This window comes from Tissierella pigra (assembly GCF_018917845.1).
GTDB lineage: Bacteria > Bacillota > Clostridia > Tissierellales > Tissierellaceae > Tissierella > Tissierella pigra.
Window position 1 is genome coordinate 372191 of record NZ_JAHLPJ010000001.1, and the last position, 17232, is coordinate 389422.

The following is a 17232-nucleotide window of genomic DNA, read 5'->3' on the forward strand; positions in this document are numbered from 1 at the left end:
AGTTCAAACATACGTTTGAACTCTTGTTCTTTATATGATATAATTTTTCTAAGAATATTCAGTGACGGGGTGTTAGTATGGAAGTTTTAGAAAAATTAAGGATATTATCTGATGCGGCTAAATATGATGTATCCTGTTCCTCAAGTGGAAGCAATAGAAAAAATAAAAATGGAGGATTGGGAGTAGCAGAGAACAGTGGAATATGCCATAGCTGGTCTGATGATGGTAGGTGTATTTCTCTATTAAAGATTCTAATGACTAATTATTGTATTTATGATTGTGCATATTGTGTTAATAGGTTTTCCAATGATTTACCAAGAGCGACATTTACGCCAGATGAAATAGTTGATTTGACTATAAACTTCTATAAGAGGAATTATATAGAAGGGTTATTCCTAAGTTCTGCTGTATTTAAATCTCCTAACCATACGATGGAAATGATTTTTCAAGTAGTAAAAAAACTTAGGGAAGAAGAAAAATTCAATGGATATATTCATACAAAGGCAATACCTGGAGCAGATAAAGAAATTGTTGAAAAAGTAGGGAAATATGTGGATAGAATGAGTGTAAATATTGAGTTACCCACAGAAGAAGGTCTAAAGCTTTTAGCACCAAAGAAGAATAAGGAAAGTATTCTAAAACCTATGAAATTAATTAAAGCTGGAATTACTCAATCCCTTGAAGAAACGAAGAAATTTCGATTTAGTCCCAAATTTGTACCTGCAGGACAAACTACACAGTTAATAGTAGGTGCTACAGCAGATAGTGATTTAAAGGTACTTAGACTATCGGAGGGATTGTATAATTCCTATGGACTTAAAAGAGTATATTATTCAGCTTTTATTCCCGTATCTACTAATCCTAAATTACCAGCAATTAAATCACCGCCTCTTGTAAGAGAAAACAGACTTTATCAAGCAGACTGGCTTCTTAGATTTTACGGATTTCAGTCAGGGGAGCTATTAGATGAAAATAAACCAGATTTTGATTTAGCCTTAGATCCTAAATGTGATTGGGCACTTAGAAATATTAATTTGTTTCCAGTGGAGATTAATAGAGCAGACTATAATATGCTTTTAAGGGTTCCAGGTATTGGGGTAAAATCAGCTATGCGAATAATTCAGGCAAGAAGGTTTTCAGCTATAGATTTTTATGATTTAAAGAAATTAGGAATAGTTCTTAAAAGAGCCCAGTATTTCATTACTTGTAAGGGAAAACATTATGGGGTAAAATCCATGGATGGTGAAATAATACGAAATTATTTAACTGAAAAACCCACAAGATTTAGTAATTATCAACAGCTATCCTTATTTGACCAAGTATCCATTGAAGATAAATATATTGAAATAGGGGGACAATTTTAATGATTCATTATATTTATGATGGCAGTTTTGATGGATTACTTACAGCAGTTTATGAGGCTTATTATAGAAAGGACAATGTTTATGATATAGTTCCAGAAGATAATATAGAAGAGAATTTTTTGGTACAAAATATATTTATTCCAACAGATGGGGAAAAATCTAGGACAGTATATAAATCTATAGAAAATAAGATTTCTAGGGAAGCTTTAAGGAGAATCTTCTATGTTTATTTATCTGAATTACCTAAACATGGCATAATAATACTTAAATATATACAATTAGGATTCAAGCTTGGGGCACAAGTAGATTTAAATCTATCTAATGATATTGTTCTTATGATGAATAACATATATGCTAAAGTATCTAGGGAACGGCACGGAATGTTAGGACTTCTTAGATTTAAAGAGTTGGAAAATGGGATATTCTATGGGGCAATTGAGCCAGATTATAATATTATAGGACTTATTGCACCACATTTTGAATCTAGAATGATGAATGAAAATTGGATAATTCATGATGTAAAACGGGGAGTAGGAGTGTTTTATAATAAGAAAGAATGGGTCATTAGAAATATAAAACCTACAGATTCCTTAGTGATGAAAGAAGAGGAAGAAGAGTATCAAGAGCTATGGAAGCAATATTTTAAGTCCATAGCCATAGAAAATAAAATCAATCCAAAGCTTCAGAAAAGAAATATGCCTATGAGGTATTGGAAGTATTTAGTGGAAAAGCTTTAGAAGATTTACAATATTTACTGGCAATGTTCTATTAACTTTGTTTATCTTCATACATATTATATACTAAAATATATAAAGGTGGAGATTAAATGGAGTATATTAATAGAAAGGAACTGGAATTAATCAATGAAGTACGTATGTTGTGGATCCAGCATAGTGAGTGGACTAGAATGGTATTTGTAAGTATAATATTTAAAACTCCAGATAAAGAGGCAGTAATATTTAGACTTCTTAGAAACCTAGCAGATTTTGCTTACTTTTTGAGAGTTTTTTATGAAGATAATGTAGCTTTTAGATTTAGTGATCTATTGACAGAGAATTTAAGCCTTGCAAGAAATCTAGTGGAATATACAATGCTAGGAGATACTAAATTAGCTGAAAAAACAAATGAAAAGCTATATAAGAATGCAGATGAAATTTCACTTTTACTTTCTTCTATTAATCCAAATTGGCACTATGAAAGTTGGAGGGCTATGTTATATATTTACTTAGATATGGTTAAGAATATGGCAGGAGAAATGCTTGATGGAAACTATAGAGAAAGCATAAACATTTATGATAAATTTGAAAGGGAAGTAATGGTTATGGCAGAAATTATGTATAATGGAATACTTAAACAACTTCCTTGTAAATTTTGTAAATAAAAATTGCTAGGATAACCTAGCAATTTATTTTTTCCTTAATCCAATCTGCCAACATTAATTCCATATCAGCTTCTCCTTTTATTGGATATTTATCAGCTAATTTGTATATCTTCTTATAATATTCCATTGCTTTATGTTTATCATCATTATAAAAAGCCTCATATGCCATAAGAATTCTCGTTTTATTAATCATAAATTTTGCTATCTTTATATATTTTTTAAGATTTTTATTATATAAATTATCAATAAAATCTTTATCACAATCTTCCACAAGTTCTAAAAAGATTCTTTCACAATTTATTTCATTTCTATATACAGGAATGATTTTATCAAGATATGGTAAAAGAGTATCTAAGGATTTCTTTCCATTTTCAAAATCCATATTGTCTAAATGCCAGTTAAATTCCATTAGTCTAAGAGCTGTATTTAAAGGATTGGAAAGATCAGAGCTATCCTTTACTTCAAAAGTATCTAAAGGCATATCCTTAATCCTTATACCTTGACTTTGCAGTCCATTTACTCTTAATTGAATATAAAAACCTTGTCTAGTATCTTTGTCCTTCAACATAGATAATATATTATAAGCATCATTTGCAATTCCACCGATTTTCATTGGAATACCATTGGTTAAGACACCAAATATACCACTTATACTAAAAACGAACCATATAAAATTAAATGGAGAATTTACATTTCTTGCTATTAGTATCCCAAGTATAGATGCTACTAGATTCACTATAACTCCACCAAGATTATAAAGGATAAAAGGAAATGTTCCATTCTTTAATTCTGGTGGCATCATAAGGCATTGACCTCCCGTGCCTGGTATATTAAATTTCTTACGTTTAAGCTTTCCATTATCATTTATTATAGTAAAAGAACCAACTCTAAAGGATACAAAGGAATATCCTGATATAAGACCAAATATAAGATGTCCCCCTTCATGGATAATTATTTGTATTAAATATCCTATAATAAACAATAAAAAGAAAGAAGGTAATGCAAATAAGTTAGTTTTTTCCATATATGTATTTATGGCATCATTAAAAAAGACATCTGAAATAAATCCTATAAAAAATCCAATACACAGACAAACCATAAGAAATATTATGGCTTTAAAAAATTTCTTTTTCTTTTTCAATCTATCACCCCTAATCAATACTATTCTATAAATTCCCATTCATTATATACTAAAATTAAATAAATTGCACTTCTCTTTTTACCTAAAAAAATATATACTAAGTATTAAGCTAGTTTTATAGTAGCTTAATACTTTTATATGGAGGAGAATATGGAGTTACCTAAATTAAAAATAGGAAATCTAGTGGCAAAGATACCCATTATACAGGGTGGTATGGGAGTTGGAATTTCTTTATCAAACCTAGCAGGCAATGTGGCTTTAAATGGAGGAATTGGGGTATTATCTGGTGTAGAAATAGGATTTAATGAACCCGATTATTATAAAAATAAGAAAGAGGCTAATTTAAGGGCTTTAAAATTCCATATCAGGAAGTCTAAGGAAATATCAAAAGGTGGTATTATAGGTATCAATATAATGGCAGTATTAAATAATTTTGAAGAAATAGTTATAGAATCAGTCAGGGAAAAAATAGATATAATCTTTTCAGGAGCAGGTCTTCCGTTAACACTACCTAGCTTTACTAAAGGAACCGATACAAAGGTTGTACCTATTGTTTCATCTGACCGAGCAGCTACTTTAATATGTAAAACTTGGGATAAAAGATATAATGTTATTCCAGATGCCATTGTACTAGAAGGTCCAAAGGCAGGAGGACATCTTGGATTTTCTAAGGAAGAACTGGAAGATCCCTCTAAGAATTTGGATAATTTATTAATAGAAGTATTAGAAGCTATTAGACCTTTTGAGGAAAAGTATGGTAGACAAATTCCTGTTATAGCAGCTGGAGGAATAACAGAAGGAAAAGATATAGCTGAATTAATTAAACTAGGAGCATCAGGAGTACAAATGGGAAGTAGATTTGCAGCAACTTATGAATGTGATGCTGAAGATGGATTTAAAGAAGCCTATGTAAATGCAAAGGAAGAAGATATAATTTTAATCAATAGTCCTGTTGGCTTAATAGGAAGAGCTATAAATAATAAATTTATAGAAGATGCAAAAAGTGGACTAAGAAGGCCAATTAAATGTATTACAAATTGTTTAAAACCATGTAAACCTACAGAGGTGGATTATTGTATAGCCAATGCTTTAATTAATGGACAAAAGGGAAATCTTAATTCAGGATTTGTATTTGCTGGTTCTAATTCATATAAAATAGAGAAAATAATGTCAGTTAAAGATTTAATGGAAGAATTAGTTGAAGAAACTCAATTATATCTTAAATAGAAATAAAGCTAAGTCAAAAAGACTTAGCTTTATTTCTATTTTGGGGTAGAATAATTATATAATATTCTAGTAAGGAGTGTAGAAATGAAAAAAATATTTAACAACGATTGGCAAGAATTATTAGAAGGTGAAATGGAGAAGGAGTATTATCAAAAACTTAGATCATTTCTAATTAATGAATATAATACCAAGGTAATATATCCTCATATGAATGATATATTTAATGCCCTACATTTAACTTCATATAAGGATACTAAAGTGGTAATCTTAGGTCAAGACCCATATCATGGGCCAAATCAAGCCTATGGGTTAGCATTTTCTGTAAAAGCTGGAGTGAGAATACCACCTTCTTTAGTAAATATGTATAAGGAATTAAAGGATGATTTAGGTTGCTATATACCCAACAATGGAGTTTTAACAAAATGGGCAGAAGAAGGAGTCCTTCTGTTAAATACATCTTTAACAGTTAGAGCAGGGGATGCTAATTCTCACAGTAAAATTGGATGGCAGATTTTCACAGACCATATAATAAAACTATTAAATGAAAGGGATGACCCCATAGTTTTCATACTTTGGGGAAACAATGCCATAAAGAAAAGGATGTTAATTACAAATCCTAAACATTATATAATAACATCAGTTCATCCAAGTCCATTATCTGCCAGTAGAGGTTTCTTTGGTTCTAAGCCATTTTCAAAGACAAATAAGTTTTTAGAATCCATAGGAAAGAAGCCTATAGACTGGCAAATAGAAAATATATAAAATTTCTATGAAAATGATAAAAGTTTAACTTGAAATTAATTTAAAACATGGTATTATATATAAGATTATATTAAATTTAAGGAGGACTTTATGGAAAAAGTTCATACAGAAAATGTAAAAATTGTCAACGCAGATCCATCTGCAATAGGTCTATTTGGACTAGCCATGGTAACATTAGTAGCATCATCACAAAAGTTGGGAATTACAACAGGATTATCTTTTGTAATACCTTGGGCAATATTCTTAGGTGCTTTTGCTCAGTTATTTGCCTGTATCAATGACTCTAAGAGAAATAATACTTTTGGTACAACTGCTTTTGGAGCATATGGATTCTTTTGGATGGGTGTTGCATTATCTTGGATGATGCAAATGGGAGTATTTGGTGAAAAATTAGCAGCAAATGTAGATCCAAAACAATTAGGTTTTGCATTTTTAGGTTATCTAATTTTTACAGTATTTATGACTATAGGTGCTATGGAGACTCATAAGGTATTATTTTTAATTTTCTTCTTTATAGACCTATTATTTATTGGTTTAACACTTGATTCTTTTGGAATCATGGGAGAATTTCCACATAAACTGGCAGCATATTCTGAACTAATAATATCATTATTATCATTCTATGGTTCAGGTGCTTCAGTATTAAATGAACATTTTGGAAAGGTATTTTTACCAGTGGGAAAACCATTTGGAATATTTAAATAAATCTTTATAAAATAAAAATATGATAGGATTAATCCTATCATATTTTTTATTTTATACCATTAAATACAATTAACTCCATTATTTTATTAACTAGAATAAATAAAGGAATACCAATATAAAACTTCTTTTTAGATAGTTTATGTTTAAATAAAACCATAGCCATTAGAGAACCTATGGAACCACCTAAAAAAGATATAATGAGTAAATAAAGTTCTGGTATCCTCCATTGTTTTTTTTGAGCCTTATTTTTATCTATCCAAAACATTAAAAATGATGAGAAATTTATAAGACCTAAATAAATTAAGAACAAGGATTCTTTATTATTGAAGTTTAGAATATCTTTCATTTTATAATTATTTTACACCAAGATATTTTGCAATATTAGCATCTTCTGTTTTTATTCCCTTTATTTTAGAAGTTTTACAGCTAATAAGTCCTGTAACTCCAGGGCCATGTCCAGCTAATATACAATTACTGTGTACTACTACTCCAACAGTTACAGAACCTTTTAAATATTGGCGACCATAAGTATTATCACAGTCTTTCAATAGTACTAAGTCTCCAAATCTAAGTTTATCTATACCATATTCTTTTACAGCTTCTTCATCACCAGTGGTTATATCATAGTCTCCAGATAAACTAGTAGAACTGCCTATACCTGAACCCATTAAATGAGCTGGTATTTCAGTTACTATAGGAACCTCCAGTTCTCCATTTTCATTTTCCTTGATTTCTAATTTTTCAAATAAATTAGGGTCTAAATTCATAACTAAAACATCTTCATGACCTTCAATTCTTAAGCCTTGACCATTTGCTTTAATTAAAATAGTGTCATTTATAGCCATCTTTTCCAAATCCTGTTGTGGAAAATATACTAAAACATGTTCAATTCCACCGTGCATTCCTGTAACAAATCCCTTTGCACCCTTTGCATCTCCTGATACTACTTTGGCTTCATTACCAACACAGGATAAAACCATTAATGCTTGATTTTCCATTTTATCTTCATTTCTCATACTTACTCCTGGTTCCACATGATCACCTATAAGATCCATACAGGAATCACCAATTTGGAAATTATAAGTAATTCCACCAACACCATGCAGTATCATAGGTTTGCCATCATGACTTATTCTATAGGGGCTTGGTCCCATGGCAGGACTATGAATTTTCCCTTGAACCGATTGAATTACTAATTTGTCTTTATTAGTTTTTAACAAAATCATCACTCCTTTATCAATATATATAGATTATACTACATAAAAGATGGAAATGTTTCTATAGATTTAAAAGTACCTTAAACCTTTGATATACCCGAAGATTGTTAAAATAATCATAATGTTGACAAAATTTATTGATTATTATAAAATTAATATGCTTATTAGATTAAAGTATAACAAAAATCCATAAAAGATGTTGATAAATGACATACAAATAAGATACTGCTTATATGATAACTACATATGAAAATAGACAGCAACTTAGTTGCTGTCTATTTTCAAATAATATTTAAGAGGAGGCTATTATGGAATTTAAATTTAATTTAGAAGAAAATAAAGAAAAGATTCAAGAATTTAGAGATTTCATCAAAGAAAATAGGGACAAGCAAGGAGTTTTAATGCCTGTATTACAAGAAGCCCAGGTAAAATTTGGATACCTTCCTAATGAAATCTTAGAAATTATATCTAAAGATTTAAATATACCATTATCTGAAATATATGGTGTAGCTACATTCTATTCCCAATTTACATTTATTCCAAAGGGAGAAAACAATATTTCAGTATGCTTAGGAACAGCTTGTTATGTTAAAGGAGCAGAAAAAGTACTTGCAGAGATTGAAAATGTTTTAGGAATAAAATGTGGTGGAACTACACCAGACCTTAAATTCTCTATTACACCTACTAGATGTATAGGAGCTTGTGGATTAGCACCAGTTATAAACATAAATGATGATACACATGGTAAGTTAAAGCCAGAAGACATTAAAGCTATAATAGAAAAATATAGATAATTCGGAGGTAAGAACTATGATGACTTTAGAAAAGTTGCAGGAGTTAAAAGAAAAATCTAGACTAGTCTTAGAAGAAAGATTAAAAGAAGAAGATAATACAGAAGTAAAAGATGGCAATTTTATATTAAAGGGTGACTATTATAGAAAACAAACCAGAATAGCCTTGAGAAACTGTGAAATAATTAGACCAGAAAGTATTGATGAGTACATAGCACTTGACGGTTATACATCTTTAGGAAAAATTCTTACTGAAATGAAGCCAGAAGACGTTATTAATACTATGGTTGAATCAAATTTAAGAGGTAGAGGTGGAGCAGGTTTCCCAGCAGGTAGAAAATGGGCTGAGGCTTTTAAATATGATTCAGATAAAAAATATGTAATATGTAATGCAGACGAAGGAGACCCAGGTGCATTTATGGACAGGTCTATTCTTGAGGGGGATCCTCATTCCGTACTTGAAGGTATGGCAATAGCAGGATATGCTATAGGTGCTGATCAAGGATTTATCTATGTTAGGGCAGAGTATCCATTGGCTGTTAAAAGACTTAAACAAGCCATAGAACAAGCTAAAGAATATGGATTGTTAGGAAACAATATATTGGGAACAGGTTTTAATTTTGATATAGAACTAAGACTTGGAGCAGGAGCATTCGTATGTGGTGAAGGTACAGCTCTAATGGAATCCATTGAAGGTAAGAGAGGTATGCCAAGAACTAAGATATATAGAACAGCTCAAAAAGGTTTATGGCAAAAACCAACTGTTATTAACAATGTAGAAACCTTAGCAAATGTACCTGTAATATTCCAAAGAGGAACAGAGTGGTTTAGAAGTATAGGAACTGAAAAGTCTCCAGGAACTAAGGTATTTGCATTAGTAGGAAAAGTAAAGAATGCAGGACTTGTGGAAGTGCCAATGGGAATGCCTTTAAGAGAGATAGTTTTTGATATTGGTGGGGGAGTAGCAGATGATAAGGCCATTAAAGCTGTACAAACTGGTGGACCATCAGGAGGATGTATTCCAGCTGATTTACTAGATACTCCAGTAGACTTTGAATCCTTGGCTAAAATTGGCTCAATAATGGGTTCAGGTGGAATGGTTGTAATGGATGAAACAGATTGTATGGTAGATATTGCTAGATTCTTCCTTGACTTTACAGTAGAAGAATCCTGTGGTAAATGCGTACCATGTAGAGAAGGTACAAAAAGAATGTTGGAATTATTGGAAAAAATAACTTCAGGAGAAGGTACAGAAGAATATATTGCAAGAATGGAATCCTTAGCAGATACAATTAGTTCAGCTTCACTTTGTGGATTGGGACAAACTGCTGCAAATCCTGTAACTAGTACATTACACTACTTTAGAGAAGAATATGAGGCTCATGTAAATGAGAAGAAATGTCCAGCAGGTGCCTGTCAAGCACTTCTAGAATTCTATATTACAGATAAATGTATAGGATGTACTAAATGTGCTAGAAACTGTCCTACATCTTGTATCGATGGAAAATTAAAAGAAAGACATGTAATAGACACTGATAGATGTATTAAATGTGGCAATTGTGCTTCAGTATGTCCAGTTGGAGCAGTAATTAAGAGATAGAAAGGAAGGTAATGTCATGAAAAATGTAACACTCACAATAGATGGGAAACAGATTACAGTACCTGAAGACTACTCTATAATTCAAGCTGCTAAAGAACTTGGTATAGAAATTCCAGCCCTTTGCTATGATCCAAATCTAGAAGTTGTATCAGCCTGTAGATTATGTGTAGTTGAAATAGAGGGAAGTAAAAAATTAGAGACATCTTGCTCTGTAAAGGTTAGAGAGGGAATGGTTGTAAACTCTGAAACTGAAAAAGTAATCAAAGCAAGACAAGACATTTTACAACTATTATTAGATAGTCATCCAAATGATTGTTTAACTTGTCAAAAAGCAGGTGAATGTTTACTACAAAAATATTCATATAAATATGGTGTTAAATTTAGAAAACATGATGGAGCCATGAGACCAGAACTTATGGATACTTCAAGTCCATATATATTGAAGGACAATAGTAAATGTATTTTATGTGGAAAATGTGTAAGAACTTGTTCTCAAATAAAAGGAGAAAGAGAAGTTTTAGCATTTGCTGAAAGAGGATATGATACCAAGATAGTTTTAGACTCTGATAAAACATTTGCTGCTTCTAAATGTGTATCTTGTAATAGATGTGTAACAGTATGTCCTGTTGGTGCTCTAGTTGATAAAAGATTAATAGGAAAGACAAGAGCATGGGAAGCAGATATTAAGACTATAAATTGTAAAGTATGTGATTATGGCTGTGAGTTTGAAGTCTTGTCTAAGGATAATGAGAAAGTTGCTGTAAGAGCAAAAGCACCATCTAATGGCAGACCATTATGCTTAAAAGGAAGACTGACTACAGAATTGTTAAATGTAGATAATCCAGATACACCTTATAGAAAAATAGGTGGAAAGTTTAATGAAACTACTTGGACTAAAGCTTTGGGATTATCCAATGTAATTGATAAAATAGAAAAATTAGAAAAGAAGGATGAAGAGTAATCTTTAGTATACAAACCCATAAGGAGGGTCAATGATGGACAAGCATGAATTTAAATCAATTATAGAATTTGCTGTAAATAATGAAGTAGAAGCATATGAATTCTATAGAGATGCTGCTATAAAAGTTAAAGACCATCATCTAAAAAAGACTTTTGAAGAATTAGCTGAAGAAGAATTGGATCATAAGAAGTTTTTAGAAGATTTTTTAAAAAGTGGAGCTAAGGAAATAAGAATAGATGAAACTAGTGACTATAAACTAGCAGAAACCATAGATAAGCCAAAATTAACTGTAGAAATACAATTTACAGATGCTATTGCCTTGGCAATAAAAAATGAAGAAGAAGCAATGGATATGTATAAGAACTTATCTGAAATATCCTTAGATGATGAACAAAAGAAGCTTTTTATTGGGCTTATGAAAATGGAACAAATGCACAAAACTAGACTGGAAGATGTCTATGTTAATATTGCATATAACGAAGTTTGGTAGTTCGAGAAATTTGAATATAATTAAAATAGCCAATTAAATTTAAAAATGTATTAGTAGCGTATGGAGGCGAAAATATGATTAGGTTTATTATGAATGGGAAAACCATTGAGGCAAAAGAAGGAATGTCCATATTAGAAGCTGCTCGAGAGAATGGAGTAAATATTCCAACTTTATGCCATGACAAAGAACTTACACCCTTTGGTGGATGCAGATTATGTGTAGTAGAAGTGGAAGGGTCTAAGAACCTTGTAGCATCTTGTTCAGCTAAAGTAAGAGAAGGAATGGTTGTAAATACAGAGTCTGAAAAGGTAGTTAAAACTCGTAGAGATATTTTGGACCTTCTGTATTCAAACCATCCCCAGGATTGTTTAACTTGTGAAAAGTCTGGAGAATGTGGACTTCAAGACTTATGCTATAAATATGGAATAAAAGAAGGTTCTTTTAAAGGTGAAGTAAAAAAATATGCAATAGATAGTTTGAACCCAGTTATGGAAAGAGACCAAAGTAAATGTATACTTTGTGGAAAATGTGTTAGAGTATGTAGCGAAATTCAAGTAACTTCAACTATTGATTTCACAGGAAGAGGATTTAACTCAAAAGTTACAACAGGGTTTGATAATCCTATTGACTATAAGAATTGTAGAATGTGCGGTCAATGTATAACTGCCTGTCCTACAGGAGCTCTTATAAACAAACAATTAAAAGGGGTTAGACCTTGGGAAGTAACGAAAGTTCGTACTACTTGTCCTTTCTGTGGTACGGGATGTAATTTTGACTTAAATGTTAAAGATGGAAAAGTAGTAGGAGTAACTCCAAATCCAGAGTCACCAGTAAATGGAAAGTCCCTTTGTGTTAAAGGAAGGTATCATATAGACTTTATAAATAGTCCAGATAGAATTACTAAGCCATTGATTAAAAAAGATGGAGAATTTGTAGAATCTAGTTGGGATGAAGCCATAAACTTAGTAGTTGAAAATCTTAAAAACACAAGAGATCAATTTGGAGGAGATGCAATAGCAGGATTAAGTTCTGCACGTTGTACAAATGAAGATAACTTTGTGTTCCAAAAGATGATGAGAGTTGCCATAGGAACTAACAACGTAGATCACTGCGCTCGAACCTGACATGCCCCTACAGTTGCAGGTCTTGCAACTACATTGGGAAGTGGAGCTATGTCTAACTCCATTGGAGAAGTAGAAGGAAATGAAGTATTATTTATTATTGGATCAAATGCTACAGAGGCTCATCCAATAATTGGAAATAAGATGAAAAAAGCAGCTAAAAATGGGTCAAAACTCATAGTAATAGATCCACGTCGTACAGAATTAGCGGAAATGGCTGCTTTATGGTTGCCTTTGAATTCAGGTACAGATGCGGCCTTAATAAATGGATTGATGCACATAATTGTTAAAGAAGGATGGCATGACAAAGAATTTATAGAAAGTCGTTGTACGGGATTTGAAAGTGTATTAGAAACCATAGAGAACTATTCGCCAGAAGTAGTGGCTAGAATTACAGGAATACCAGAGGATATTTTATATGAAACTGCGAAACTATATACAAGTACTAAAAAAGCAGGTATATTCTATACACTGGGAATAACAGAGCATACAACAGGAACAGCAAACGTTATGAACCTTGCAAATCTTGCTATGTTAACAGGACACCTTGGATTAGAGAATGCAGGAATAAATCCTTTACGTGGACAGAATAACGTTCAAGGGGCTTGTGATATGGCCGCTCTTCCTAATACATTGCCAGGATACCAAAGCTTATCTGAAGAAAAGAATATAAAATTCTTTGAAGAATACTGGAATACAAAAATAAACAGTAAAAACGGTCTTAGAATACCAGAGATGTTAGATGAGGCTCTTTTAGGAAATGTTAAGGCAATGTACATTATGGGAGAGGATCCTGTACTTACAGATCCAGATGCAAATCATGTTAAAAAGTCCTTAGAGAATCTAGACTTCTTAGTAGTACAAGACTTATTCTTAACAGAAACAGCTAAGTTTGCAGATGTAATATTTCCAGCAACTTGTTATGCTGAAAAAGATGGTACATTTACAAATACAGAAAGAAGAGTTCAAAGAGTAAGAAAAGCTGTAGAAGCACCAGGAGAAGCTAGACTTGATTGGAAAGTTTTAAGTGAAGTAGCTACAAGGCTAGGGGCAGAAGGTTTTGATTACAAGACTTCTGAAGATATATTCAATGAAATAAGAGAAACTACTCCTAGTTATAGAGGTATAACCTATGCTAGAATAGATAAAATAGGATTACAATGGCCATGTCCAACAGAGGAACATCCAGGTACACCTTATCTTCATAAGGGAACATTCCCAAGAGGACAAGGACTTATGGTTCCAGTAGAATATGAAGCACCAGCAGAGTTAGTATGTGATGATTATCCAATACTTCTTTCAACTGGAAGAATGTTATATCATTACAATATAATGACTAGACATTCTAAGAAATTAAACGATATAAGACCTCATGAACTTGCAGAGATGAACCCTATAGACGCAGCAAAATTAGATGTAAAAGAAGAAGACGTAATAAGGGTAACATCAAGAAGAGGCTCCATATTGACAAAAGTAACCATAACTGATAAAGTGAAACCAGGAATGATGTTTATGACATTCCACTACAAAGAATCACCAGTAAATGAATTGACTAATGCAGCTTTTGACCCTGTTACTAAGACTGCTGAATATAAGATTTCAGCAGTAAAAGTAGAAAAGGCGAAAGAAGGAGAATTACCTAAATAATAAACAATATTCAATAGATGGTTTCTATAACCAGAAACCATCTATTGAAATAAATTTATATTAAGGCTATCCACAAGCCTTGTATATAGTAAAAATAGTAATCGCCATGGAGGCGATAAAAAAATATTTTCGTTACTCTCAAAAAAGAGTATTGGCTATTTATAATAACTATAGTTTAAATCTAGAAAAGATTCTAGATAATATAAATAAGGAGGACAAAAATGAAAATTAAAAAATTTTTAGCATTTATGTTAGTAGGGATTATTTCCATAAGTCTACTAGGAGGATGTAGCAAGAAACCAGCCCAGCAAGAACAAGGAGATGTAGAACCAGTTGACCAAGTTGAACAACAACCAAAAGAACAAGTTGAATTATTAATTTCAGCAGCAGCAAGTTTAACAGATGTTTTAGAGGAGTTAAGAGAAACTTATAAAGCCATGGAACCTGAAACTACAATAGAATTTACCTTTGGAAGTTCAGGAGCTTTACAAGCACAAATAGAGGAAGGTGCACCAGTTGATATATTCATGTCAGCAGCACAAAAACAAATGAAGGCATTAGAAGATGCTGATCTTATGTTAAATGAATCCATAAAGACTTTATTGGTAAATAAAGTAGTACTTATTACTCCAAAAGACAGTAATTTAGACATTAAATCCTTTGAAGATTTAACTAAGGATGATGTTAAAAAAATCGCTGTAGGAGATCCTAGTAATGTTCCAGTAGGACAATATAGTGAAGAGATATTTGAGAATATCAATATAAAAGATAAAGTAGAACCAAAACTTATACTAGGTAGTGATGTAAGAACAGTACTTACTTGGGTAGAAAGTGGAGAAGTTGATTGTGGTATTGTTTATGCAACAGATGCTTATACATCAGATAGTATAAATATTATTACAGAAGCACCAGAGGAAAGCCATAAAGAAGTTAGTTATCCAGTTGGAGTAGTTAAGGAAAGTAAGAATCCCGATAGAGCACAGGCGTTTTTAGATTTCTTGTCTACTGATGAATCCAAAAAAACTTTTGAAAAATATGGTTTCTCAATTAAATAGAAACTGAGGAAATAATATGAATTATTCTCCATTATTAATATCTTTAAAGGCAGCCGTAATAGCAACTATGATAACATTTGTCTTTGGAATCTATGCCGCTTATTTTACTACAAAGTTAGATAAAACAAAGGGACTAGTGGATGGTATTTTGACCATTCCACTAGTTCTACCTCCTACTGTACTGGGTTTTTTCCTTTTAGTATTGTTAGGGAAAAATAGTATCATAGGAAAGTTTTTAAGTTCCTATGATATATCCATAGTTTTTTCAGAAGCTGCAACTATAATAGCTTCTGCTGTAGTATCTTTTCCATTGATGTATAGAACTGTTAGGGGAGCCTTTGAACAACTGGATAGAAATATGATTTATGTTGCTAAGACCTTGGGATTATCTAATCATAAGATATTTTTAAAGATAATGTTACCTAATAGTTTTTCTAGCATAATGGCAGGAACCATATTGGCATTTGCTAGGGCATTGGGAGAATTTGGAGCTACCATAATGCTTGCTGGAAATATTCCTGGAAAGACTCAGACCATGGCAGTAGCAGTTTATAGTGCTGTTCAGGCAGGGAATAGAACTTTAGCATATAAATGGGTAGCAATAATGGTTGGGATTTCACTTGTATCTATGATAGTAATGAATAAATTTGAAAGGATGCAAGTAATAAAAGTTGGGAAAGGAGGTAATTAAGATTCTTTATGTTAATATAAAAAAAGAGTTTGATAATTTTAAGTTGGATATAGAGTTTGAAACCAACGGTGAAACCATGGCTCTTTTAGGTGCATCTGGATGTGGCAAGAGTATGACATTAAAATGTATAGCTGGAATAGAAAAGCCAGATGAAGGAGAGATTATATTAAATAATAGAATATTATTTAATAGCAAAAAGAAGATTAACCTATTACCTCAGAATAGGAAAGTAGGATTATTATTTCAAAGCTATGCTCTTTTTCCCAATATGACTTTAAGACAAAACATTGCTATAGCAGTACCTAAAGGTCGCAACAATAAAAATGAAATAATAAATGAAAAAATAGAAGCCTTTTCATTGAAAGGCTTGGAAAATAATTATCCCCATCAACTATCAGGTGGACAGCAGCAAAGAGTAGCTTTAGCCCGAATGTTAGTCAATGAACCAGAAATACTCATGCTAGATGAACCCTTTTCTGCTTTAGATGAACATTTAAGATGGCAAATGGAACAAGAGATAATATCCATACTTAGAACCTATGGTGGAAATACTTTGTATGTTTCTCATAATAAAGATGAGGTTTTTAGAATATGTGAAAAAGTAGCAGTATTTAATAAAGGGAAAATAGAAGAAATAAACTCTAGGGAAGAAATATTTAATCGTCCTACTACTTATGCAGCAGCAGTTTTAACAGGATGCAAAAACATTTCAAAAGCAAAGAAGATTTCCGAGAACAAGGTATGCGCTGTTGACTTAGGTTTGGAATTAAATTGTAATGAAGTGGATGATGATGTAAAATATGTAGGTATTTACACTGAGCATCTAAAAGTCAGTGAAGATAATAAAGAAGAGAATACCTTTGAATTTAATATACTCAATGTAATTGATAATTTATTCTCACATACTTTAGTTCTTTCACCAAGGATAAAAGATTATGAAACTCAAAAAATTTATATGGAGGTTTCAGAAAGTCAATTTAAGGGTATAGAAAATAAAAAGTCAATATATTTGCATTTTAATAAAAAAAATCTATTATTGTTAAATAAGTAAAACCCAAGAAAACAGCCACTATTTTGGC

The 17232-nt window shown here is 31.7% G+C and carries 17 protein-coding genes; 14 read left to right on the forward strand and 3 right to left on the reverse strand.

The window, feature by feature from the left end; all coding sequences use genetic code 11:
- Positions 1 to 77 precede the first annotated feature (77 nt).
- The 3 genes from KQI41_RS01865 (at position 78) to KQI41_RS01875 (ending at position 2745) form a co-directional block, all read left to right on the forward strand.
- Positions 78 to 1364, forward strand: coding sequence for a putative DNA modification/repair radical SAM protein (locus KQI41_RS01865; protein WP_216584707.1), 1287 nt, complete (start codon positions 78 to 80; stop codon positions 1362 to 1364).
- Entirely contained in the window at positions 1364 to 2101 is a 738-nt protein-coding gene (locus KQI41_RS01870) for a TIGR03915 family putative DNA repair protein (protein WP_216584708.1), read from the forward strand. Before KQI41_RS01865 ends, KQI41_RS01870 begins: the two co-directional genes overlap by 1 nt.
- Positions 2102 to 2190: 89 nt before the next feature.
- Entirely contained in the window at positions 2191 to 2745 is a 555-nt protein-coding gene (locus KQI41_RS01875) for a hypothetical protein (protein WP_216584709.1), read from the forward strand.
- A 16-nt stretch (positions 2746 to 2761) separates the two neighbouring features.
- On the opposite strand, the gene KQI41_RS01880 is transcribed toward KQI41_RS01875, so the two are convergent.
- Entirely contained in the window at positions 2762 to 3886 is a 1125-nt protein-coding gene (locus tag KQI41_RS01880; protein WP_216584710.1) for a hypothetical protein, read from the reverse strand.
- A 150-nt stretch (positions 3887 to 4036) separates the two neighbouring features.
- On the opposite strand from KQI41_RS01880, the gene KQI41_RS01885 reads away from it, so the two are divergent.
- The 3 genes from KQI41_RS01885 (at position 4037) to KQI41_RS01895 (ending at position 6580) form a co-directional block, all read left to right on the forward strand.
- Positions 4037 to 5113, forward strand: a complete 1077-nt coding sequence (locus KQI41_RS01885) for an NAD(P)H-dependent flavin oxidoreductase (RefSeq protein ID WP_216584711.1) — start codon at positions 4037 to 4039, stop codon at positions 5111 to 5113.
- Between the two features lie 84 nt (positions 5114 to 5197).
- Entirely contained in the window at positions 5198 to 5875 is a 678-nt protein-coding gene (locus KQI41_RS01890) for a uracil-DNA glycosylase (protein WP_154442301.1), read from the forward strand.
- A gap of 90 nt (positions 5876 to 5965) precedes the next feature.
- Complete coding sequence (locus KQI41_RS01895) at positions 5966 to 6580, forward strand: acetate uptake transporter (protein ID WP_154442299.1); 615 nt, start codon at positions 5966 to 5968, stop codon at positions 6578 to 6580.
- A gap of 46 nt (positions 6581 to 6626) precedes the next feature.
- Here the strand turns inward: KQI41_RS01895 and KQI41_RS01900 are convergent, their stop codons facing one another.
- Positions 6627 to 6926 carry a DUF1294 domain-containing protein gene (locus KQI41_RS01900; RefSeq protein ID WP_216584712.1) on the reverse strand — a complete coding sequence of 100 codons (300 nt, stop codon included), beginning with the start codon at positions 6924 to 6926 and terminating at the stop codon, positions 6627 to 6629.
- Between the two features lie 7 nt (positions 6927 to 6933).
- Complete coding sequence (locus KQI41_RS01905) at positions 6934 to 7800, reverse strand: DUF4438 domain-containing protein (protein WP_216584713.1); 867 nt, start codon at positions 7798 to 7800, stop codon at positions 6934 to 6936.
- A gap of 305 nt (positions 7801 to 8105) precedes the next feature.
- Between KQI41_RS01905 and nuoE the strand changes: the two genes are divergently transcribed.
- From nuoE to KQI41_RS01945, 8 genes are all read left to right on the forward strand, one after another.
- Complete coding sequence (gene nuoE, locus KQI41_RS01910) at positions 8106 to 8591, forward strand: NADH-quinone oxidoreductase subunit NuoE (RefSeq protein WP_216584714.1); 486 nt, start codon at positions 8106 to 8108, stop codon at positions 8589 to 8591.
- A 19-nt stretch (positions 8592 to 8610) separates the two neighbouring features.
- Complete coding sequence (locus tag KQI41_RS01915) at positions 8611 to 10188, forward strand: NADH-ubiquinone oxidoreductase-F iron-sulfur binding region domain-containing protein (protein WP_216585900.1); 1578 nt, start codon at positions 8611 to 8613, stop codon at positions 10186 to 10188.
- A 16-nt stretch (positions 10189 to 10204) separates the two neighbouring features.
- Entirely contained in the window at positions 10205 to 11149 is a 945-nt protein-coding gene (locus tag KQI41_RS01920; protein ID WP_154442289.1) for an NADH-quinone oxidoreductase subunit G, read from the forward strand.
- Between the two features lie 34 nt (positions 11150 to 11183).
- The gene (locus KQI41_RS01925) at positions 11184 to 11639 is read left to right on the forward strand and encodes a ferritin-like domain-containing protein (RefSeq protein ID WP_216584715.1); all 456 of its coding nucleotides are present in this window, start codon (positions 11184 to 11186) and stop codon (positions 11637 to 11639) included.
- Positions 11640 to 11713: 74 nt separating this feature from the next.
- A complete protein-coding gene (gene fdhF / locus KQI41_RS01930; protein ID WP_216584716.1) occupies positions 11714 to 14407 on the forward strand; it encodes a formate dehydrogenase subunit alpha in 2694 nt (897 codons plus the stop codon).
- A gap of 221 nt (positions 14408 to 14628) precedes the next feature.
- On the forward strand, positions 14629 to 15462 hold the full coding sequence (modA, locus tag KQI41_RS01935; protein ID WP_216584717.1) for a molybdate ABC transporter substrate-binding protein: 834 nt from the start codon (positions 14629 to 14631) through the stop codon (positions 15460 to 15462).
- A gap of 16 nt (positions 15463 to 15478) precedes the next feature.
- Complete coding sequence (modB, locus tag KQI41_RS01940) at positions 15479 to 16153, forward strand: molybdate ABC transporter permease subunit (protein WP_216584718.1); 675 nt, start codon at positions 15479 to 15481, stop codon at positions 16151 to 16153.
- Complete coding sequence (locus tag KQI41_RS01945; protein WP_244971077.1) at positions 16134 to 17204, forward strand: sulfate/molybdate ABC transporter ATP-binding protein; 1071 nt, start codon at positions 16134 to 16136, stop codon at positions 17202 to 17204. Before modB ends, KQI41_RS01945 begins: the two co-directional genes overlap by 20 nt.
- Positions 17205 to 17232: the final 28 nt, after the last annotated feature.